The sequence below is a fragment of the Roseovarius bejariae genome (assembly GCF_009669325.1).
Classification (GTDB): domain Bacteria; phylum Pseudomonadota; class Alphaproteobacteria; order Rhodobacterales; family Rhodobacteraceae; genus Roseovarius; species Roseovarius bejariae.
This window is the reverse complement of the sequence record NZ_SZWE01000001.1, coordinates 2622689-2643074: the sequence shown is the minus strand read 5'-3', so window position 1 is coordinate 2643074 and position 20386 is coordinate 2622689. Positions and strand designations below refer to the sequence as shown.

Sequence of the window (20386 nt, the reverse complement as noted above, 5' to 3'; positions counted from 1 at the left end):
GCAGATTAGTCGGGTTTGTTGCGAACGTCAGCCTTGTGCGCGGCTTTTTCCTTGAGCGCGGCCAGTTTCGCCTTGAGCGCCCCCTTGCGGCGGTTCTGATAGGCCTGAATCAGCGGCAGGCTGACGTAGTAACCGATCAGCGCCGTGATCAACCCGGGGATCAACCCACCAATCATGTAGGGAAAGAAGACCTCGTCATAGAAAAGATGCAGATGGCTCCAATCCGCGGGCTCATCGGTGAACATGGCCCAGAGGTTGTGTTTCAGGTCGGTGCCCGCATCGACGAACTTGCCGCCCAGGGAACGCTCGACCGAATGGCCAACCGGCGTGCCCATACCCAACAGGAAATACCCGGTTTGCAGGGAACTCGCCGCGATCAGCACGAAAGTCAGCGGATTGCCCACGAACGTCGCCAGAAGCGCGGCCACGATATTGCCGCGCATGATCCACGCCAAAGAGGCCGCAAGAAAGAAATGCAACCCGAAGAACGGTGTGAAGGTCACGAAGATGCCCGCAAAGATGCCCCGCGCAATGCGATGCGGCGGGTCGGGCAACCGCCGTAAGCGGTGTTTGACGTAATGAAACGCACGCGTCCATCCGCCGCGCGGCCAGAAAAAATCGGCCACCACCTTCCACAGGGGGCGTCTGTCACGTCGCTTGAAGACCACCTTGGGGGCTCCTAATCTTCGGTTGATGGCGCCGTGCCCGCCTGACGCGGATCCCGGTGCCGTTCCACGGCGGCCACATCGCTTTCGGCATCGAGCGCGGAAATTACCCCATGCAGGTGCTCGGCATCGCGCAGCTCGACATCGACAAGCAACCGGAAGAAATCCGGCTTGCGGTCGACGAATGTCAGGTCCGAGATATTGGCCTTCTGCTCTCCGATCAATGTGCAAATCCGTCCCAGCACCCCGGCATCGTTGCCGATCGTGACATCCAGCGTCACACTATACGCCGCCGGGTGTGTTCCGCTGTGCCAATGCAGGTCCAGCCAGCGTTGCGGCTGTTCATCATAGGCCGACAGCGCCTCGCAGTCGATGGCATGCACCACCACGCCCTTGCCACGATAGGTGATGCCGACGATCCGCTCACCCGGCAAGGGCTGGCAACAACGTGCCCGCTCAAAGCTCTGATCCGGGGAAAGACCGATCACCGCCCGCTCCCGGCCCACCTCTTCATCGTCGCCCGGGGCGAGGTCGGGATAGACTGCGTGCAAAACCTGTCGCGCGGTCAGTTCGGCACTGCCCAAGCGCGCCAGAACCTCGTCCCGGTCCTTGAGACGAAGGGTCTTGGCCGCAGTATCCAAGGCCTTGTCGGTCGCCTTCTTCGAGACATGCTCAAATGCCGATCGCGCCAGTTCCCGACCCAGTTTGATATAGCGGTCGCGATCCTGTTCGCGCAGGGCACGGCGGATGGCCGCCCGCGCCTTTCCGGTCGTCGCAATATCCAGCCATGTGGCCTGTGGTGCCTGCCCGTCGGCGGTGATCACCTCGACGGATTGGCCATTCTTGATTCGCGTCCACAAGGGCACACGCATCCCGTCGACCTTGGCCCCGACACAGGCATGCCCGATCCGGGTGTGAATGGCATAGGCAAAGTCAATCGGCGTCGCCCCGCGCGGCAGCTTCACCACATCACCCTTGGGCGTGAAGCAAAACACCTTGTCGGCGTACATCTCCAGCTTCACAGCTTCGAGGAACTCGGCGTGATCCTCTTCCGCGTCGAATTGCTCGGTCAAACCGGCAATCCACTTGACCGGGTCCACGGCAAAAGGGTTTTCCGAGCGGACACCGTCGCGATACGACCAATGCGCCGCCACACCGCTTTCGGCTACGTCATGCATGGCCTGCGTCCTGATCTGCACCTCCACCCGCTTGCCGTCCCGCCCTGAAACGGTGGTATGGATACTGCGATAGCCGTTCGACTTGGGCTGACTGATATAATCCTTGAACCGCCCCGGCACCGCGCGCCAGCGGCGGTGAATGGCCCCCAGAACGCCATAACAGTCTTCTTCTTTCCGGGTGATCACGCGAAACCCATAGATGTCGGACAGACGGGAAAACCCCATCTCCTTTTCCTGCATCTTGCGCCAGATCGAATACGGTTTCTTGGCGCGCCCGAAAACATCCGCCTCGATCCCCGCCTTGTCCAACTCGCGCCGCATGTCGCCGGTGATTCGCTCGATCACGTCACCGGTTTCCTTTTGCAGGGTGATGAACCGGCGGATGATGCTGGCCCGTGCCTCGGGGTTGATTACCCGAAACGCCAGGTCCTCCAGCTCCTCTCGCATCCACTGCATCCCCATGCGCCCGGCAAGCGGCGCATAGATGTCCATCGTCTCGCGCGCTTTCTTGAGCTGCTTTTCGGGGCGCATCGCCTTGATCGTGCGCATGTTGTGCAAACGGTCGGCCAGCTTAACAAGGATCACCCGCATGTCCTTGGACATTGCCATGAACAGCTTGCGAAAGTTCTCGGCCTGTTGGGTTTCGGTGCTGCTCAGTTGCAGGTTGGTCAGCTTGGTGACCCCATCCACAAGATCGGCAATCTCGCTGCCGAATTGTTCGGCGACCGCGGCATAGGACGCCCGGGTATCTTCGATCGTGTCATGCAACAGCGCGGTGATGATCGTGGCATCGTCCAGCCGTTGTTCGGTCAGGATGGCAGCAACGGCCACGGGATGCGAAAAATAAGGCTCCCCCGAGTGGCGAAACTGCCCCTCGTGCATTTCGCGGCCATATTCATAGGCCGCCGAAATCAGCTTTGCATCTGTCTTCGGGTTGTACGCGCGGACCAGGTCAATCAGGTCTTGGCAGGCGATCATACGGTCCGCATCTCCGCTGCGGGCCGGGGTTACCCCTGGCCCTGAGCCTCCATCAGCGCCCGCAACAGCTTCTCTTCCGACATATCGTCGTCGGCAGGTTTGTCGGCGGCTTCCGCACCACCGCCCATGAGAAGCGCCATGGAATCTTCTTCCGGCTCGTCCACCTCGATCTGGGTCTGGTTGGACTCGATCAGACGTTCGCGCAGCTCGTCGGCCGATTGGGTTTCCTCGGCGATCTCGCGCAGGGCCACGACCGGGTTCTTGTCGTTGTCACGGTCCACGGTGATCGGCGCACCGGCCGAGATTTCGCGCGCACGGTGCGCGGCAAGCATCACAAGGTCAAAGCGATTGGGAACCTTGTCAACGCAATCTTCAGTGGTAACGCGGGCCATGGGACCTCCGATCAGGCAGTCATAGGGGTATCAGAAACCGTGTATCTAAAGCCTTGACCGTATATTTACAAGCCCGGAATCATAGGGCGACAACCTCATTCAAGGCATCTTCAGGCAAGGCATCCCGCATCTCGATCACACTTCGCCCCAGACGCGGATGCACCCAATCCGGCGCGACCTCTGCCAGCGGCACGAGAACAAAAGCCCGATCTTGCACTCGCGGATGCGGCAGGATGAGATGCGCAGGTGCTTTTTCCACCTGTTCTTCCATGGGCAAGGCGCGCCATGCATCTTGCGTTTCGGCATTGGGCAAAACCCTGCCTCCCATCGCGATCAGGTCAAGGTCCAGTGTCCTGCGCCCCCAACGCTGTACACGCTCTCGGCCAAATTCCGCTTCGACCTCATGCAGCATGCGCAACAATTCGCCCGGAGTTCCCGCCCAGTTCACGCAAGCCGCCGCATTCAAGTAATCCGGCCCCGCCCCGGCAGGGAAACAGGGGGTACGGTAAAACCGGCTGACCTCCAAGCCCTGAAACCCAAGGGTTTTCAGGCGATCCAAGGCCGCACGCAAGGTCCGCTCCAGCGCCTCCATCCCCGATGGAACATTGGCGCCAAGCGCGATCAAACACCGTTCCGCCATACACAAAACCCTATCCTTTTGAACCACCGTGCCTGCTTGCCTAACACCTACGCACGACTTATCTAATTAATATAGCCTTGTTCGTTTTGACCACTCACTTAATCCAACCCTCGAACAGGGCCAAGACATTCGGAAGGACATTTTATGTTTTACAAAGACGAACGGCTCGCGCTGTTCATCGATGGCTCAAACCTATACGCTGCCGCCAAGGCCCTTGGATTTGACATTGATTACAAGCTTCTCCGCACGGAATTCATGCGTCGCGGAAAAATGCTGCGGGCCTTTTACTACACGGCACTGTTGGAAAACGACGAATACTCCCCGATCCGCCCTCTGGTGGACTGGCTGAACTACAACGGGTTCACCATGGTCACGAAACCGGCCAAGGAATACACCGACAGTCAAGGCCGCCGGAAGGTCAAGGGCAACATGGACATCGAACTGACCGTCGACGCCATGGAACTGGCCCCGCGTATCGACCATATCGTCCTGTTTTCCGGCGATGGCGATTTCCGCCCTCTGGTGGAAAGCCTGCAACGGCAGGGCGTGCGTGTTTCGGTGGTTTCGACCATCCGCAGCCAGCCGCCGATGATCGCCGACGACCTACGCCGACAAGCCGACAACTTCATCGAACTCGATGATCTCAAAGACGTGATCGGCCGCCCGCCGCGCGAAACCCCGGTTGAGCGCGAAGCCAGCTACGAGCGGCAAAGCTAACCTATAAACCGGGGCTGTGCGCCCCGGTTTTTCGTTGCCCCGCCCGATTACTGCAAATCGGCAAAGGCCTCTTGCAGACGACCAACGGCTTCTTCCACCCGCGCGCGGGGCGTGGCCAGATTGAACCGAAGGTAGCTCTCACCACCTTGGCCAAAGGTCGGCCCGTGGTTTACAGCGATACGCGCATCCTCTTGAACGCGGCGCGTGAACTCTGCCCGTTCCATACCTGTTCCGGCGAAATCGACCCATGCAAGATACGTCGCTTCAAGCGGCATCGACTTGAGGCCGGGAATGGCATTCACACCGGCATCGAACACCTTGCGGTTGCCATCGAGATACCCGACCAGCGCATCCACCCATTCGGCCCCGCCCGGGCTATAGGCCGCCTCGGCCATGACCAGCCCGAAAGAATTGGGCGATAGGCCAAGCGCCGCCATACGCGCCCCGAATTTGGCGCGCAGGCTTCCATCGGCGATAATCACGTTGCCCGAATGGCAACCCGCGATATTGAAGGTCTTGGTGGTCGCCGTCATCATCACCAGCCGGTCAAGGATGCTCTCGTCCACCGTGGCCATCGGCAGGTGCTTTTGCCCCGGCATCACCAGATCATGGTGAATCTCGTCCGAGACCAGAACCAGATCATGCCGCTTGGCGAAATCGGCCACCCCCTGCAATTCCTCGCGCGTCCAGACCCGGCCACCGGGGTTATGCGGGGAACACAGGATCACCATCTTCTCGCTGCCGTCCATCATCCCGTCGTAGGCGGCGAAATCCATCTCGTAACGGCCCGCATTGTTCACAAGCGGGCACTCCACCACGCGCCGACCCGCGGCTTTGATGACCTTGGCGAACGCGTGGTACACCGGCGTGAACAGAACCACCCCGTCGCCCGGTTGCGTGAAACTGTCCACGCACATCGCGGTGCCATTGACCAGACCATGGGTGGTAAACACCCATTCGGGACTCACGGTCCAACCGTGCCGCTCCTGCATCCACCACCCGATCGCCTCAAGATAGCTGCGGTCGTCGCCGTAGTAACCAAATATCCCATGGTCGACCATGCCGCGCAGGGCCTCCGAGACACATTTGGGCGGCTCGAAATCCATGTCCGCCACCCACATGGCGATCCCGTCCTTGGCGGGCACACCATAAATCTTTTCCATCATGTCCCATTTCTGCGAATGGGTGCCGTGGCGGTCGATAATGCGGTCGAAATCCATGCCTGTCTCCTTGCTGCGTCGTCGCGCAGGGTATATCCTGTTTCCCATGAGGTGTAGGCCAGAAGGGCCAAGGGCGGTTATTCCACACAAGCACACAGATTTGGAAGTATGTTTTAACAATGGTTGCAAATTTGGGAGAATTTCCCATTTTAAAACCAAAGAAAAGAACAAATCACCCGACTCCCACATGCAACCGACAGCCACCGTGAAACATTGGCCCATTGCACGCTCTACGCGCATGACATAAATCCACGCCATGAAACGCCCGATCCTCATTCACCCCGATCCGCGCCTGAAAAAGGTCTGCACCCCGGTGCTCGACCTTTCGGACGATCTGCGCAAGCTGGCCGACGACATGCTGGAAACCATGTATGACGCGCCGGGCATCGGGCTGGCCGCGCCACAGATCGGCGTGATGGATCGCCTGATCGTGCTGGATTGCGTCAAGGACGAGGGCGAACAGCCCCGCCCGCTGGTGATGTTCAACCCGGAAATCATCGCCTCCTCGGATGAAACCAACGTCTACGAGGAAGGTTGCCTGTCGATTCCCGAACAATACGCCGAGGTAAGGCGCCCAAAAGTCGTCGATGTCCGCTGGATCGACCGCGACGGCAACGAACAGACCGAAACTTTCGATGACCTCTGGGCCACCTGTGTCCAGCACGAGATCGACCACCTCAACGGCAAGCTGTTCATCGACTACCTCGGCCCAATGAAGCGGCAGATGATCACCCGCAAGATGCAAAAGCTGAAACGCGAACAGGCCAAGGCGAGGGCCTGATCATGCCCGCCCGCCCTTGCCTGCCGTGGCCCGACAAACGCCTGCGCACAGTGGCCGAGCCTGTCGAGGCGATCACCGACGACATCCGCGCCATCTGGACCGATATGATCGACACGATGGAGGCCATGCCCGGAGTCGGCCTCGCCGCCCCGCAAATCGGCGTGATGCAACGCCTCGCCGTGGTCGATGCCAGCTCCGAACGCGGTCAGGCCATCCGCATGGCCAACCCCGAGATCCTGCATTCCAGTATCGAGTTGCGCCCGCATGAAGAGGCCAGCCCCAACCTCCCCGGTGTCTCGGCCACCATCAAGCGCCCCCGCGCCGTGACCGTGCGGTTTCTCAATGAACAGGGCGAGATGGAAGAACGCGATTTCGTCGGTCTCTGGGCCACTTCCGTGCAACACCAAATCGACCACCTGAACGGCAAGCTCTATTTTCAACACCTCTCGAAGATGAAGCGCGACATGCTGCTGCGCAAAGCGAAAAAGGCAGGCTGACCCATGCGTGTGATCTTCATGGGCACCCCCGATTTCTCGGTTCCTGTCCTCGATGCCCTTGTCGAGGCCGGGCATGAAGTGGCTGCTGTCTATTGCCAGCCGCCCCGCCCTGCCGGACGCGGCAAGAAAGACCGCCCCACCCCCGTTCATGCACGCGCCCTTGAACTGGGCCTTGAGGTCCGCCACCCGGAAAGCCTCAGGGGCGAGGCCGAGCAATCCGCCTTCGCCGCCCTCAACGCCGATGTGGCCGTCGTCGTGGCCTATGGCCTGATCCTGCCACAAGCGGTGCTGGATGCGCCCCCCCTTGGCTGCCTCAACATTCACGCCTCGCTTCTGCCCCGCTGGCGCGGGGCCGCTCCGATCCACCGCGCGGTCATGGCCCGCGATGCGGAAACCGGCATCTGCATCATGCAAATGGAGGCGGGCCTTGATACCGGCCCTGTCCTGTTGCGCCGCGCCACCCCCATCGGGGCCACGGAAACCACCGGCGAATTGCACGACCGCCTCTCCGCCATGGGGGCAGAGGCGATCACCGAGGCGCTTGCCAACCTCGACAGCCTCACGCCCGAGCCTCAACCCGACGAGGGTGTCACCTACGCCGAGAAAATCGACAAGTCCGAGGCCCGCGTGGATTGGTCCCGCCCTGCCCCGGAGGTCGATGCCCATATCCGCGGCCTCTCGCCCTTCCCCGGCGCCTGGAGCGAGGTCGAGGGACAAAGGATCAAACTTCTGGCCTCGCAACTCGCTAATGGCCAAGGCCACCCCGGCGAAATCCTCGACGAAATCCTCACCGTGTCTTGCGGCGAAGGGGCGATCCGGCTTTTGCGCTTGCAACGCGCGGGTAAGGGCGCGCAGGATGCGGAAACCTTCCTGCGCGGCATGGCCCTTCCCGCAGGCACCCAACTGACCTGAACAGGAGGTACACCCCTTGTTTCTAAGGCTCTTCGGAACCGTGGTGATTGCTGGCATCGTTGGATATATCAGCGAGAAATCCGGCTTCACCCGCAATGGATACCTGCAATCCATCATCATCTGCGTCGGCGGGGCCTTCCTGTTCTATTTCATCCGCATCATGTTCGGGTTCAACTTCGGATCTGCCGGGATGGATGCGATCCTGTCTTCCATCGGGGCGCTCATCATTGTTCCATTTCACTGGCGCTCAAGGAGATAGCCCATGACCGTCATCTATCTTGTCATTGTCGGGGCCGCGGCGGGGTTTCTGGCCACCCGCCTGATGAAACTCGAAACCGACATCCTGACGACCATCGCCATCGGCATCGCGGGCGCGCTGATCGGCGGTTTCGTCCTGCGCATACTGCTCACCGTGGCGGGTCTTCTGGGTGGGCTGATCGGGGCGGTTCTGGGCGCGCTCCTGCTGATCTGGCTTTACCAGACCTATATCGCCAAGCGGAAATAACCAGGGTCCGTGGACCCTAGGCTCTTGGCGGGCGCCCCCGATAGACCGGCAAGCGCCAGCCAAACGCAAGTGATCCCGCGCGCAATCCCCAGGTGACCACCGCGCAGCCGCCAAGGATCATCGTCATGTCATCGGTAAAGGCCGCCAACACCGCGGCCAGCAGCGACCCGGCGAAAGCCGCCGACACATAAAGCTCGCCCTGCGTCAGGACCAGCGGCACCTCGTTGCAGACCACATCGCGCATCAATCCCCCGGCACAGCCCGTCAGGATGCCCATGATCACCACGATCGGCCACGGCTGCACCATGGTCAGCGCCGCCGCGACGCCCGCCGCAACCGCCACGGCCAAGGCAAAACTATCCAGCCACAACAGCCACCGATAGCGACTTTCGGCCAGATGGGCGGTAAAGAAAATCAGGCCCGCCGCCGCGCAAGCGATCCCGATATAGCCCGGGGTCGCGATCCAGAAGACCGGGTTACGATCCAGAAGAACGTCGCGCAACGTGCCGCCGCCCACCGCCGTCAGACAGGCCAGAAAGGCAAACCCCACAAGGTCCAATTGCTTGCGCGAGGCCGCCAAGGCCCCGGTCAGGGCAAAGACCAGCACCGAGGCATAGTCGAGAAGCGACAGCGCACTCATTCGGCCCGCGCGCTTGGCTTGAAGGGCGCCATCCCCGCGCGGGCCAGTTCATCCGCGCGTTCGTTCTCGGGGTGGCCCGCATGGCCCTTGACCCACTCCCACGTCACGTCATGGCGGGCCTGCGCGGAATCCAGCCGCTGCCACAGCTCGGCATTCTTCACCGGCTTCTTGGCCGAGGTTTTCCAGCCATTGCGCTTCCAGCCGTGAATCCAGCCCGTCACGCCGTTCTTCACATAGGCGCTATCGGTCACCACGGTCACTTGCGACGCGCGGCTCAGGGTTTCCAGCGCATTGATCGCCGCCAAAAGCTCCATCCGGTTGTTGGTGGTCTCCGCCTCGCCGCCCTGCAACTCGCGCTCTTTGACAACGCGGTCGCCCTCCTTGGCCCGAAGCAGAACCCCCCAGCCCCCCGGGCCGGGATTCCCCGAACAGGCCCCATCGGTATAGGCGAAAAGCTCAGCCATGATCGAACAACCCCGCATATCCCGGCAGTGCCGCCACCCGCGCGCACCAACCATTGATCAAAGGGAAACGGTTCATCTCGAAACCACCCCGCTCCCCGGCGGTGTGGGTGTAGGCATAAAGCGCGATATCGGCAAGGCTTGGGGATGCACCCGCGAACCAGGCCCGCCCCTGCAAGTGATCCTCCATCAGGTGCAGCAGGGCATGACCCTCCTGCAACAACTTCGCCATGACCTCCGGTGTCGCCTCATCCTTGAGGTGCGGATACGTGTTGAGCGAGGCGCGCACCGCCACCACCGGCTCGTACCGGTTTTGCTCAAAGAACATCCAGCCCAGCATTTGCGCCTGCGTGAGCGCGTCGCTTGGCACCCAATCACTGCCCGCGCCAAGGTACCACAGGATCGCGTTCGACTCCGACAGGATCGTCCCATCGCCCAGATGCAACGCGGGCAGCTTGCCCAAGGGCAACTGCCCCTCGGCCTTGGCCCGCTCCAGTTCCGCCGATTGCGTCTCGCAGGACACATGCCGGTAATCCCGCCCCAAAAGCGCAAGCAACAACCGCACCTTGTAGCTATTGCCGGACGAGGGCATGGAATAGAGGGTCAAGTTGCTCATGCTCTAAATCGCTTCCGATAAAATCGTGATCCAATCCTCGGGAATACCACTCATTCCCGCTTCGCGCCCGCGCCTGTCGCTGATCGGCGCGAATCCCGCGTCCGCCAGCAGCCCGCGCAACTCCACCTCGGTGACAAAGGTATAAAGCCGCCCAAGCTCATCGCGCCGCTCCCCCTCGCCGGTCTTCATCCCGATATGAAACTGCCCCCCGGGCCTGAGCGCGCGATGAATGGCCCGCAAATGCCCCGACAAATCCCCGCGCGGCGCATGCAAAAGCGAGAAATTGGCCCAAACGCCATCAAACTCCGCCTCGCCCTCGATCTCATCGAACCGCGCCACGCGCGCCTCCACCCCGGGGGACACAGCGGCCATCTCCACCATTTCCGGCACGGCATCGGTTGCCACCACGGCAAATCCTTCGCCCGCCATGCGCGCCGCCATCACACCCGGGCCACAGCCTAGGTCGAGTACCCGCCCACCCGGCGGTACCTGCGCCAGAAAAGCATCCAGCGCCGGGTCCTTGTCCAGATGCGCGGTGCGCTCGGCATACTCACCCGCCGCCTTGCCATAATAGGCCAGCGTCTCCTTGTCCGAGGTCACAAGAACACTCCGATCGCGAGGCAGGTCACGACAACAACAGTCAACAGCACCCGCAACTGCATCCACCACGCCGGCGCCGCGCCATGGTGCCAGAACATCCAGTCCAGCCCCAGAATGCCGATAAAGCCCACCATCAGGGAAATCCCCGAACTGGTCGGCCCTCCACCGGTCATGAAAAACGCCCAAAGCGCCGGGATCACCGACAGGGCATAACCCGTGGCGGCCTGCGCACCCTCAAGCTGCGCGGCAAAGCCCCAAAGGACGCCCGACATGAACGACAGGATCACCGCACCGTAAAACAACATGACGTAAGGCCCGACAAACCGCGCCCCGATATTGGCCAGGGTCCAGTCCGCCAACCCCGGCAAAAGCACGGTCAAAGCCCCCCAGACAAAGGGGGTCAACCCCGCCAGCCCAAGGATCAGCGGGGCGCGCGGCACCGCCGTCATGTGGCCTTCTCCATGGCAAGCCGCGCCGCCAGCCCTGCAAACACGGCGGCAAAGCCGCGGTTGATCCAACGCACCACGCGGGGCGAGGACAACACCTTGTCCCGCGCGGCGGCGGCAAACACCCCGTAGCCCATGAAAACCACGAAAGTCAGCCCCATGAACACCGCGCCCATCCCCAGCATCTCGGCAGTCGCCGCCGCCGGATTGCCCGACAAGAACGGCGGCAACAACGCCAGAAAGAAGATCGACAGCTTGGGATTGAGAATATTGATCAAGGCCCCGCGCCGGGCAATCGCCCTATCTGCGCGGTCTCGCGTCTCGGCGCGCACCGCCACGCCGCCCTTATCGCGCAGCATCTGCCACGCCAGATACAGAAGATAGGCCACCCCGGCGAACTTGACCACCTGAAACAGCAAGGCCGAGGTATGCATGATCGCCGCCAGGCCCAGAACAGCCGCCAAAAGCGCCGGAACGATCCCGAAGGTACAGCCCACAGCGGCCATCGTCGCCGCGCGCCGCCCCTGCCCCAGACCAATGGCCAACGTGTAAATCACCCCCGTGCCGGGGGCCACGACCACCACGAGGGCAGTCAACAAGAATTGCAGGCTCATGACGCCTCCCGCATGACACGCGGCACCTTGAATTCCACGTTCTCCTGCGCCGTTTCCATCACCTCGGTGGTCACCTCGTACCGCTCGCGAAAGGCGTCGATCACCTCGTTGACCAAAACCTCGGGGGCCGAGGCCCCGGCGGTGATCCCGATGCTCGAAATCCCCTCCAAGGCCCGCCAGTCGATATCACCCGCGCGCTGCACAAGCTGGGAATAGGAACAGCCCGCCTTGGCCCCGACCTCGACCAACCGCTTGGAATTCGACGAATTCGGCGCCCCCACAACCAGCATCGCATCGGCCTTGGGGGCCATGGCCTTTACCGCCTCCTGCCGGTTGGTGGTGGCATAACAGATGTCTTCCTTGTGCGGCCCCTTGATTGCCGGGAACCGCGCTTGCAGGGCGGCCACGATATCAATCGTGTCGTCCACCGACAGCGTGGTTTGCGTCACGAAGGCCAGCTTCCCGGGATCGCGCACAGCCAACCCGGCCACATCCGCCACTGTCTCCACCAACAACACCTCGCCCTCGGGCAATTGCCCCATGGTGCCGATGGTTTCGGGGTGGCCCGCGTGACCGATCATCACGATCTGCAACCCGTTCTCGTGATGCCGCTCGGCCTCGATATGCACTTTTGACACCAAGGGGCATGTCGCATCGACATATAGCATTTCACGCCGTGCCGCCTCGGCAGGGACCGCCTTGGGCACCCCATGGGCGGAAAAAATCACCGGCCGGTCATCCGGGCATTCCTCAAGTTCCTCGACAAACACCGCCCCCTTTTCGCGCAGATCGTCCACGACGTACTTGTTATGCACGATCTCATGGCGCACATAGACGGGCGCACCCCACTTTTGCAGGGCCATCTCGACGATCTTGATCGCCCGGTCCACACCGGCGCAAAATCCACGCGGCGCGGCAAGGTAAAGTGTCAAAGGCGGTTTGGTGGTCATTTGCGCAGTCTCCTGTTGCCCCAAGAGGTAAATGCCAAGCTCCCCGGCGTCCAGTGCGGATAGCTTCACGCAAGGGTGATTTGCATTGCTCCGCCACCACGTAATGCTACGTCCCAACCCAACGCATTACCGGAATGACCATGTCCCGCCTGCCCCTCGCCTTTTGCCTCATCGCTTCCCCCCTCTGGGCCGAGGCCCCCGCCGGTCTCCTGCCCTATACCGATGCCAAGGCCACCGAAAATGGCCAAGCCATCTACAAGGCACAATGCGCCGCCTGCCACGGCACGAACCTTGAGGGCCAAGACAACTGGCGCGACCGCGATGCCGAAGGCTACCTTCCCGCCCCGCCACATGACGAAACGGGCCATACATGGCACCACCCCGACAGCCAGCTTTTCAACCTCACCAAGCATGGCACCGAGGCGGTCGTCGGCAATGGCTACAAAAGCAACATGACGGGATTTGGTGACGTCCTGACAGATCAGGAAATTCTCGAAGTACTGGCCTATATCAAGTCCACATGGCCCCGCCGCGTGGTGAAGACCCACAACCGCATCAACCGCGACGTAATGGGACAGGCAAACTAGTTTCCTGCATATTGTTCGATCAAGCCCACCGGCGCATCCTCGGCCCGCACATAATCCAACGGCTGCTCGTCGGCGGCGGCGGTCATCTGCTTCACGTCATAGCGAATCTCGCCGCCCTCTTCTTCCGAGGCCACGATCAGGCACCGCGACAGGTGCCGCGGCCCGTCATACAAATCCACCAAGCCCCGCAGATGCGGAACCTCTTCGGCCTCCACGGCAAAGCCACCGTCCCAACGGCGCAAGACCTTCAGGCGGCGATCCCCGGCTTCGATCGCCAATCGGCTGGATGCCTTCAAGGCACGCTTGCGCGCCAAATCCAATCCCGCCTGCACCTCGTTCGGCAATATCGTTGTCATGACGCCCGTCCCCTTCGCTTGGACAATCAAGATAGGCCATAACTATGAACGGCCAATGACGATTGTCACCTTGCCGGAAATTAAGCGCGTTCTGTGGCTTTCGGGCGCAAGACATGCGGCATTTCGGGATCGTAAAGCGCACTCTCGGTAAATTCGCTGATCTGCCCCAGAACCGGCCCCACCAGGATAAGCGCCGTGCGGGTGATCTTTTCATCCCGCACCTTCAGGCGAATATCGCTCAGCGTCCCGCGAATGAACATCTGATCGGGCCAGCCCACCCGATAGGCCACCACCACGGGGCAATCGGCCCCATAGTAAGGCGTCAGAACCCGTTCGATCTCGCGCAGGGCGCGCACGCCCAAATGGATGGCCAACGTTGTTCCGGTCCGCGCGAAATTCTCAAGAGTCTCACCTGCGGGCATCGAGGTGGATTTCATGCTCACCCGCGTCAGCACGATGGATTGCCCGATCTCCGGCACCGTCAATTCTTGGCCCAATGCGGCGGCGGCGGCGGCATAGGCCGGCACGCCGGGAATGATCTGGTAATCGATCCCATCCGCGCGAAGGCGGCGGATCTGCTCGGCAATCGCCCCGTAAAGCGACGGATCGCCCGAATGCACCCGCGCCACGTCCTGCCCATTGGCGTGGGCCTCCTTGATCACCGCGTGGGTGTCGTCCAGCGTCATCGGCGCGGTATCCATCACCAGCGCCCCTTCGGGCGCACAGCCCACGACCTCCTCCGGCACAAGGCTGCCCGCATAAAGGCACACCGGGCATTCCCCGATCACCCGTTCGGCCTTCTTGGTCAAAAGCTCCGGGTCTCCCGGACCCGCACCGATAAAATACACCGTCATGTCATTCCTCCTGCGGGCCGCGCGTCATCCCCGGCCTTGGGCCAAATCCCCATCGATCTTGCGGGCATAGCCGCGCGGCGTGAACATCCGCGGCCCCTCGCCCAAATGCGCCAGCCGCGAGTTGCTCGACCCGATCAACACCACGGTCAGCATATCCACCTCGTCTACCTGCAAATCCTCCAACCGCCGGTACCGCACATGCTCCTCCGGGCGGCCCAGATTGCTGGCCAGCATCACCGGCGTGTCAGCCGGGCGATGCTGCAAAAGAATATCACGCGCCTCGGCCAGAAGCGTCCGCCGCGTTTTGCTCACCGGGTTGTAGAAGGCGATCACGAAATCGCCCTCCGCCGCCGCCCGCAGCCGCCGCAGAATATCCTCGCGCGGGGTCAGCAGGTCCGACAGGGAAATCGTGCAGAAATCGTGCCCCAAAGGCGCCCCGGCCCGGGCCGCCGCCCCCTGCAAGGCCGAAACCCCGGGACTGCACACCACGTCAACCCGATGCGCCGCATCGCTCACACCCTCGTTCTCGGGCCCCCGATCCAAGAGTTCGAACACAAGCGCCCCCATGGCGTAAATCCCGGCATCACCGGAACAAACCAGCGCCACGTTGCGCCCCTCGGCCGCCCGCTCCAAGGCATATCGGCACCGCGCCTCTTCCCCGCCCAGCGGAAAATCGCTGCGCTGCTTGCCCGCCGCCAGCGGCCCCAGCAGGTCGATATAAAGCCCATAGCCCACCAATTCCTCGGCCTCGGCCACAAGGCGGCTCACCTCCGGTGTGCGCCAACTGGCCTGCCCCGGCCCGATGCCGACGACCGACAAACGCCCACGCGCCCGGCCCGGCAGGTCAGTGATCGGCGCCGCCGAACGGCTCAGCGCACAGGTGGTATTTGCCGTCTTGCGCTTCTCGGTGACCAAGGTATCGCCACAGGCCAGCGCGGCCCCCTCGCTCACCCCATGGCACCCCACTTCCGAGAACACCACGTCGGAAGGGTTCGGCACCGCCTGCGCCTCCAGCTCTGCCGCCGTGAACAAGCGCAGCGGCACACCCAACCGCGCCGCCACCACGTTCATCGCCGGTTCATCCGCCTTGAGGTCAATCGAGGACACACAGCCCACCGCACCGGGCGCAACACCGGCCTCGGCCAGAACCTCCTGCACCAAGGCCCAAAGCTCCTCCGGGTCGGCATTGCGCGCACAGCCCAAGCCCAGCGCGAACCGCTGCGGATGATAGACAAGCCGCGCCTCGGACCCCTCAACCGGGGCCTCGCTGACACAAAGCTCAACCGCCCCGCCCGTATCCGCGATGCCAAAGATATTCTCGCCGGAAATCGACACACCGACCCCCGACAGCATCGCCGCCATGGCCCCCTTGGCATCACCGGGGTTCGCCAAGCGATACCCCAAGGGCGGCGCATCCAAGGCCACCCCCATCGCCACGTCGCCTGCCGTGGTCACCGCCGAAACCGCCTCCAACCCGGCGGCGATCTCACTGGCCAAGCGATTGGCCCCGCGATGTCCCCCCAAAAGCGGCACCACCACGGCCCCGTCATCACTGACCGAAACCACCGGCGGCTCGCCCATCTTGTCGGCCAACAAAGGTGCCACCGCCCGGATCAGGATCCCGCTGGCACAAACGCCCACCACCGGCACACCGGCAGCAAACAAATCCCGCGCATGGTCCAGCGCATTGGGGAAAAAGGCATCGGCCTTGTCCACACGCCCTTCGCGCCCATGCACCCGCGCCCCCAACAGGGCCGCCACGCGGTGCGCCACCGCCTCACCCGACCGGCTCAGCGCCAGAACAACAGGTTTCACAGCCATGGATCGGCCCCTTTCATCAGCAAGATCATCGAAAAATACGGTGCCGTCCCCGGCGCCTCGGACAGCGGGCAAACCACCTCATCGGGCAGGCTCGCACGCTCGATATACACGGCCCGCTCGGCCAGACCCAAATCGCCGATCACCCCGCGAAGTTTCTCCAGGTGCCGTCCCACCTTCATGATGGCGACACTCTCGGCCCCTTCGATCCGGGCGCGCAACTCCGCCTCGGGCAAGGGCCCCGGCAACACCGTCAAACGCTCGTTGCGCGCGGCCAAGGGCATCCCCGCCCGCGCGGCACAAGTGGTAATCGAGGTGACACCGGGCACCACCTCCACCTCGAACCGCCCGGACAGCCGCGCGAAAATATACATAAAGGAGCCATAGAAAAACGGGTCCCCCTCGCACAGGCACACCACGTCGCGGCCCGCCGCCAGTTCGCCGGCAATCTCCGCCGCACCCGCGTCATAGGCCGCCTGCGCAGGGGCGCGTTCGGTGGTCATCGGCACATCCATGACAATCTCACGCGCGCCCGCCGGGATCGCCCCTGCCGCGATCGACCGCGCGAAACTCTCGCCGCCTGCAAGGCTGGGATAGGCCACCACTTGCGCCCCGGCAATCAGCCGATGCGCCCGCAGCGTCATCAACTCCGGGTCCCCGGGGCCAAGCCCGACCCCGTACAAGACGCCACTCACAGCGAAACTCCCGGCTTCATCTTTCCCGAAATACTCCCGCCGGAGGCATCCCAAGCCTGCCACGTGCACACCCGCCCGATCATCGTTTCACAAGGCTCCACTGGGTGACCGGCATCAAGGGCCGCCAGCCGGTCAAGCCCCCGACAGGCTCGGCCCGGTTGACCATCAGTTTCACAAGCTGTCCACCGCGCTCCTTATGCAACTCCAGCAACAGCGCCTCACTCTCAAGCGTCACCGCATTGCACACCATCCGCCCCAGCGGGCGCAGCGCATCCCATGCCGCCTCGAATGTCTCACGGCTCAAACCGCCACCGATGAACACCGCATCGGGCGCGGCCAACCCGTCCAAGGCTTCGGGCACCCGGCCCTCCACCAATTCCAGCTTCGGCACCCCAAGCGCCAGCGCATTGGCCGCCGCCATGGCCCGCCTGTCGGCACGCGGCTCAATCCCGATGGCCCGCGCATACCGCGCACCCCGCATCCATTCTACCGCGACCGAGCCACAGCCGGTGCCGATATCCCACAACAAAGCCCCGCGCATCGGCATCAGCTTTGCCAGCGTGGCGGCACGCACCTCCTGCTTGGTCATGGTCCCGTCATTCTGAAAAAGCTCGTCGGCCAGCCCCGGCACCCGCGGTAAAAGCGCGGCATCGGGTGCGGCGATACACTCCACCGCCATGGTGTTGAAGGCGGGCACCTCGTGATCCCACTCCTCGGCCACCCCGTCAAACCGCTCTTCCTCCGCGCCGCCCATATTGGCCAGCACCGTCAGTTTCGACCGGCCGAAGCCCCGCTCACTCAGGAACCCGGCAATCTGCGCCGGGGTTTCGGCCCCGGTGGTCAGGATCAACAACCGCGCATCGGGCTGGATAAAGGCGATCATCTGCTCCACGGGCCGCCCGTGTACCGTGAGGGTTTCCACGTCCGGCAAAGACCACCCCATGCGCGCCGCCGCCAACTGGAAGGCCGACAACTGCGGGTGATAGGTGATCTCTGACGGGTCGATCGCCCGCCCGATCCGGGCCCCCACCGAGAACCACAAGGGGTCCCCCGTCGCCAACACCACGACCCGGCGGCCCTTGAACCCCTGCAACATCTCGATCAACGCATTGAAGGGGCTGGGCCAGGCCACGCGCTCGGCGGTGACATTATCCGACAGCTTGTGGTGCCGGTCCCCGCCGACGATCACCTCGGCGGCCTCCACCACGGCACGGGTGGCGGGCATCAGCCCCGCCATCCCATCCTCGCCAATCCCAACGATATGCAGCCAAGGTTCTCTCATCTCATTCACGCTCATTTTGCAATCTCCGGCAATCCAGCGGCCAAGGCATTGACCGCCGCCGAGGCTATGGCCGATCCTCCCCGCCGCCCGCGCAGGGCGACAAAATCACAGCCACGCGGGTTGTCGGCCAGTTCCGCCTTGCTTTCCGCTGCCCCCACGAAACCCACCGGGAACCCAAGGATCACCGCCGGTTTCGGCGCGCCCTCCTCCAACAGTTCCAACAGGTGGAACAGCGCCGTCGGTGCATTGCCGATGGCCACCACGGCGCCTTCCAGATGCTCGGCCCAAAGCTCCACCGCCGCCGCCGAGCGCGTGTTGCCAATCCCCGCCGCGATGCCCGGCACCTTCGGATCGTTCAACGTGACGATCACCTCGTTGTCCTGCGGCAAGTAGCGGCGGATGATTCCCGCGCCGACCATCTCGCAATCACACAGTACCGGCGCACCGGCCCGCAAGGCCGCATGGCCCGCCTCGTAGGCCCCGGGCGAAAAGGCCAAGCGGTCGGCCACCTCCACCATGCCGCAGGCATGGATCAGGCGAATGACAAGGGCTTCCATCCCCGGCCCGAAGCGGTCAAGCCGCGCCTCGCGGCGCACGGTGGCAAAGCTCTCGGCATAGATGGCTTTGGGGTTCTTTTCGTAGGGACGCACAGCCACGGCCTTTCACTGGGTGGCCCCGTCGGATGCCTCCGGCGGGGATATTTGGAAAAAGAAGAAAGGGTCAGGCCCGGGTTTTCCGCGCACTCTCCGGCCCATGCGGATGGTCGGCATGCGGATACTCGGCATGGTGATGATGATGGTGGTCGTGATTGTGATCATGGTGGTGGTGATGATCGTGACCATGCCCATGATCATGGTGATCATGATGATGGTGATGCCCCTGCCCTTCCAAACGGCAAAGCCCGGTGCAGAAATTGTCGCAGAGGCTGCAATCGGCCACGTTCGACCCCGGCGCACTGGCCCCTTGCCCTTCCACATGGTGGTGATGGCTTTCCTGCACCGCGCCCACCTCGGCCTCGAAGCCCAGAATGGTGGTACGGTACTTGCACAGCACACAGGTCGGCGGCGGCACATCGCCAAAGGCCGCATGCCCCGCCCCCTTGGCCTCGGCCAGGGCGCGGCGCTGCTCGGGCGTGATTTCCGTCGCGCCCTCGCCTTCAAGGGCCAGAACCTGCGTGCGGTACTGGCAGGTACCGCAGTTGGGCGGCGGCGTCGCACTGGTCTGTTCCATCACCCGCTCAGCGAAGGTTTCCAGAACCTTCGAGTGATCACCCAGATACCCCGCCTTGAAAAACTGGATATGCGGATGCTCGGCGGCCACCTGGTCGGTGAACCCATAAATCCGGTCGATCAGGATGCCGGAAAACAGGAAATACGGGAACACGATCACCCGCTTGTAGCCCAGCTTCGCCACATGCTGCAGGCAGGGTTCCACCAGCGGGAAGGTCACGCCGGAATAGCCCACCTCGCACCAGCCAAAGCCCATACCCTCCTGCAACATCCGGGCAATCTTGGATACATTGCCATTGGCATCCGGATCGGACGCGCCGCGCCCGATCACCACAAGGCAGGTATCATGCAACGACACCTCACCGGCCTCGGCATTGGCGCGCTCCACGGCCTCCTGGATACGCCCACCTGCGGCGGAGATCATCTTGGGGTCCACCCCCAACTCCCGGCCATAACGCAGGTCGATCCCGTGCTTGGTGGCATAGGTGTTCAGAACCGTGGGAATGTCGTTCTTGGAATGCATCGCGGCAAAAAGCATCCCCGGCACCGCCAGGATCCGCTCACACCCCGCCGCGCGCAGCTTGTCCAGACCGTCGCGAATGACCGGGTTGGCAAATTCCAGATAGCCATACTCCATTTCCCAATCCGCGGGCAGGTAAGCGGGCAAGCTCTCGGCCAGCGTCGCGAATTCATCCACCGCCGACTGGCTGCGCGAACCATGCCCGCAGATCATCACACCGGTCTTGACCATGC

At 62.8% G+C, this 20386-nt stretch carries 26 protein-coding genes; 7 read left to right on the top strand and 19 right to left on the bottom strand.

Annotated elements, in window-relative coordinates; translation table 11 throughout:
- Nucleotides 1-5 precede the first annotated feature (5 nt).
- The 4 genes from FDP25_RS12805 to folK form a co-directional block, all read right to left on the bottom strand.
- Nucleotides 6-668 (bottom strand): DUF2062 domain-containing protein, encoded by a 663-nt coding sequence (locus tag FDP25_RS12805; protein ID WP_343032043.1) that lies wholly within the window; start codon nucleotides 666-668, stop codon nucleotides 6-8.
- A gap of 11 nt (nucleotides 669-679) precedes the next feature.
- Nucleotides 680-2821 (bottom strand): RelA/SpoT family protein, encoded by a 2142-nt coding sequence (locus FDP25_RS12800; protein ID WP_154152320.1) that lies wholly within the window; start codon nucleotides 2819-2821, stop codon nucleotides 680-682.
- Between the two features lie 29 nt (nucleotides 2822-2850).
- Nucleotides 2851-3213: a DNA-directed RNA polymerase subunit omega gene (rpoZ, locus tag FDP25_RS12795; RefSeq protein ID WP_154152317.1), complete on the bottom strand. Its 363-nt coding sequence runs from the start codon at nucleotides 3211-3213 to the stop codon at nucleotides 2851-2853.
- A gap of 79 nt (nucleotides 3214-3292) precedes the next feature.
- Complete coding sequence (folK, locus tag FDP25_RS12790) at nucleotides 3293-3853, bottom strand: 2-amino-4-hydroxy-6-hydroxymethyldihydropteridine diphosphokinase (RefSeq protein ID WP_154152314.1); 561 nt, start codon at nucleotides 3851-3853, stop codon at nucleotides 3293-3295.
- Nucleotides 3854-3997: 144 nt separating this feature from the next.
- On the opposite strand from folK, the gene FDP25_RS12785 reads away from it, so the two are divergent.
- Nucleotides 3998-4570: a LabA-like NYN domain-containing protein gene (locus FDP25_RS12785; RefSeq protein WP_154152311.1), complete on the top strand. Its 573-nt coding sequence runs from the start codon at nucleotides 3998-4000 to the stop codon at nucleotides 4568-4570.
- A gap of 47 nt (nucleotides 4571-4617) precedes the next feature.
- Here FDP25_RS12785 and FDP25_RS12780 read toward each other — a convergent pair whose 3' ends face one another.
- The gene (locus FDP25_RS12780; protein ID WP_154152307.1) at nucleotides 4618-5790 is read right to left on the bottom strand and encodes a MalY/PatB family protein; all 1173 of its coding nucleotides are present in this window, start codon (nucleotides 5788-5790) and stop codon (nucleotides 4618-4620) included.
- 256 nt (nucleotides 5791-6046) lie between these two features.
- On the opposite strand from FDP25_RS12780, the gene def (FDP25_RS12775) reads away from it, so the two are divergent.
- From def (FDP25_RS12775) to FDP25_RS12755, 5 genes are read left to right on the top strand one after another with little or no spacing between them, the layout of a single operon-like run.
- On the top strand, nucleotides 6047-6571 hold the full coding sequence (def, locus tag FDP25_RS12775) for a peptide deformylase (protein ID WP_154152304.1): 525 nt from the start codon (nucleotides 6047-6049) through the stop codon (nucleotides 6569-6571).
- A 2-nt stretch (nucleotides 6572-6573) separates the two neighbouring features.
- On the top strand, nucleotides 6574-7068 hold the full coding sequence (gene def, locus FDP25_RS12770) for a peptide deformylase (RefSeq protein WP_154152301.1): 495 nt from the start codon (nucleotides 6574-6576) through the stop codon (nucleotides 7066-7068).
- A 3-nt stretch (nucleotides 7069-7071) separates the two neighbouring features.
- A complete protein-coding gene (gene fmt / locus FDP25_RS12765; protein WP_154152298.1) occupies nucleotides 7072-7980 on the top strand; it encodes a methionyl-tRNA formyltransferase in 909 nt (302 codons plus the stop codon).
- 16 nt (nucleotides 7981-7996) lie between these two features.
- Entirely contained in the window at nucleotides 7997-8239 is a 243-nt protein-coding gene (locus FDP25_RS12760; protein ID WP_154152295.1) for a hypothetical protein, read from the top strand.
- Nucleotides 8240-8242: 3 nt separating this feature from the next.
- Nucleotides 8243-8485, top strand: a complete 243-nt coding sequence (locus tag FDP25_RS12755; RefSeq protein WP_154152292.1) for a GlsB/YeaQ/YmgE family stress response membrane protein — start codon at nucleotides 8243-8245, stop codon at nucleotides 8483-8485.
- A 16-nt stretch (nucleotides 8486-8501) separates the two neighbouring features.
- On the opposite strand, the gene FDP25_RS12750 is transcribed toward FDP25_RS12755, so the two are convergent.
- From FDP25_RS12750 to ispH, 7 genes are read right to left on the bottom strand one after another with little or no spacing between them, the layout of a single operon-like run.
- The gene (locus tag FDP25_RS12750; protein ID WP_154152289.1) at nucleotides 8502-9125 is read right to left on the bottom strand and encodes a trimeric intracellular cation channel family protein; all 624 of its coding nucleotides are present in this window, start codon (nucleotides 9123-9125) and stop codon (nucleotides 8502-8504) included.
- On the bottom strand, nucleotides 9122-9589 hold the full coding sequence (gene rnhA / locus FDP25_RS12745; protein WP_154152286.1) for a ribonuclease HI: 468 nt from the start codon (nucleotides 9587-9589) through the stop codon (nucleotides 9122-9124). Before rnhA ends, FDP25_RS12750 begins: the two co-directional genes overlap by 4 nt.
- On the bottom strand, nucleotides 9582-10202 hold the full coding sequence (locus FDP25_RS12740; RefSeq protein WP_154152283.1) for a glutathione S-transferase family protein: 621 nt from the start codon (nucleotides 10200-10202) through the stop codon (nucleotides 9582-9584). The genes rnhA and FDP25_RS12740 overlap by 8 nt, the downstream gene beginning before the upstream one ends.
- A 3-nt stretch (nucleotides 10203-10205) precedes the next feature.
- Nucleotides 10206-10802 (bottom strand): class I SAM-dependent methyltransferase, encoded by a 597-nt coding sequence (locus FDP25_RS12735; RefSeq protein WP_343032042.1) that lies wholly within the window; start codon nucleotides 10800-10802, stop codon nucleotides 10206-10208.
- Complete coding sequence (locus tag FDP25_RS12730; protein ID WP_154152280.1) at nucleotides 10799-11251, bottom strand: DUF3429 domain-containing protein; 453 nt, start codon at nucleotides 11249-11251, stop codon at nucleotides 10799-10801. The genes FDP25_RS12735 and FDP25_RS12730 overlap by 4 nt, the downstream gene beginning before the upstream one ends.
- A complete protein-coding gene (locus tag FDP25_RS12725) occupies nucleotides 11248-11862 on the bottom strand; it encodes a LysE family translocator (protein ID WP_154152277.1) in 615 nt (204 codons plus the stop codon). Before FDP25_RS12725 ends, FDP25_RS12730 begins: the two co-directional genes overlap by 4 nt.
- Complete coding sequence (gene ispH / locus FDP25_RS12720) at nucleotides 11859-12812, bottom strand: 4-hydroxy-3-methylbut-2-enyl diphosphate reductase (protein WP_154152274.1); 954 nt, start codon at nucleotides 12810-12812, stop codon at nucleotides 11859-11861. Before ispH ends, FDP25_RS12725 begins: the two co-directional genes overlap by 4 nt.
- Nucleotides 12813-12952: 140 nt before the next feature.
- Between ispH and FDP25_RS12715 the strand changes: the two genes are divergently transcribed.
- On the top strand, nucleotides 12953-13399 hold the full coding sequence (locus tag FDP25_RS12715) for a c-type cytochrome (RefSeq protein ID WP_154152271.1): 447 nt from the start codon (nucleotides 12953-12955) through the stop codon (nucleotides 13397-13399).
- On the opposite strand, the gene FDP25_RS12710 is transcribed toward FDP25_RS12715, so the two are convergent.
- From FDP25_RS12710 to FDP25_RS12680, 7 genes are all read right to left on the bottom strand, one after another.
- The gene (locus tag FDP25_RS12710) at nucleotides 13396-13755 is read right to left on the bottom strand and encodes a hypothetical protein (RefSeq protein ID WP_154152268.1); all 360 of its coding nucleotides are present in this window, start codon (nucleotides 13753-13755) and stop codon (nucleotides 13396-13398) included. The genes FDP25_RS12715 and FDP25_RS12710 overlap by 4 nt on opposite strands.
- Nucleotides 13756-13835: 80 nt before the next feature.
- Nucleotides 13836-14609, bottom strand: a complete 774-nt coding sequence (gene cobM, locus FDP25_RS12705; RefSeq protein ID WP_154152265.1) for a precorrin-4 C(11)-methyltransferase — start codon at nucleotides 14607-14609, stop codon at nucleotides 13836-13838.
- Nucleotides 14610-14633: 24 nt separating this feature from the next.
- Nucleotides 14634-16430 (bottom strand): precorrin-3B C(17)-methyltransferase, encoded by a 1797-nt coding sequence (gene cobJ, locus FDP25_RS12700; protein WP_154152263.1) that lies wholly within the window; start codon nucleotides 16428-16430, stop codon nucleotides 14634-14636.
- On the bottom strand, nucleotides 16421-17122 hold the full coding sequence (cobI, locus tag FDP25_RS12695) for a precorrin-2 C(20)-methyltransferase (RefSeq protein WP_343032041.1): 702 nt from the start codon (nucleotides 17120-17122) through the stop codon (nucleotides 16421-16423). Before cobI ends, cobJ begins: the two co-directional genes overlap by 10 nt.
- A 79-nt stretch (nucleotides 17123-17201) precedes the next feature.
- On the bottom strand, nucleotides 17202-18404 hold the full coding sequence (cbiE, locus tag FDP25_RS12690; RefSeq protein WP_154153462.1) for a precorrin-6y C5,15-methyltransferase (decarboxylating) subunit CbiE: 1203 nt from the start codon (nucleotides 18402-18404) through the stop codon (nucleotides 17202-17204).
- An 11-nt stretch (nucleotides 18405-18415) separates the two neighbouring features.
- Entirely contained in the window at nucleotides 18416-19054 is a 639-nt protein-coding gene (locus FDP25_RS12685; RefSeq protein WP_343032040.1) for a precorrin-8X methylmutase, read from the bottom strand.
- A 70-nt stretch (nucleotides 19055-19124) separates the two neighbouring features.
- Nucleotides 19125-20384, bottom strand: coding sequence for a sirohydrochlorin chelatase (locus FDP25_RS12680; RefSeq protein ID WP_154152260.1), 1260 nt, complete (start codon nucleotides 20382-20384; stop codon nucleotides 19125-19127).
- Nucleotides 20385-20386 lie beyond the last annotated feature (2 nt).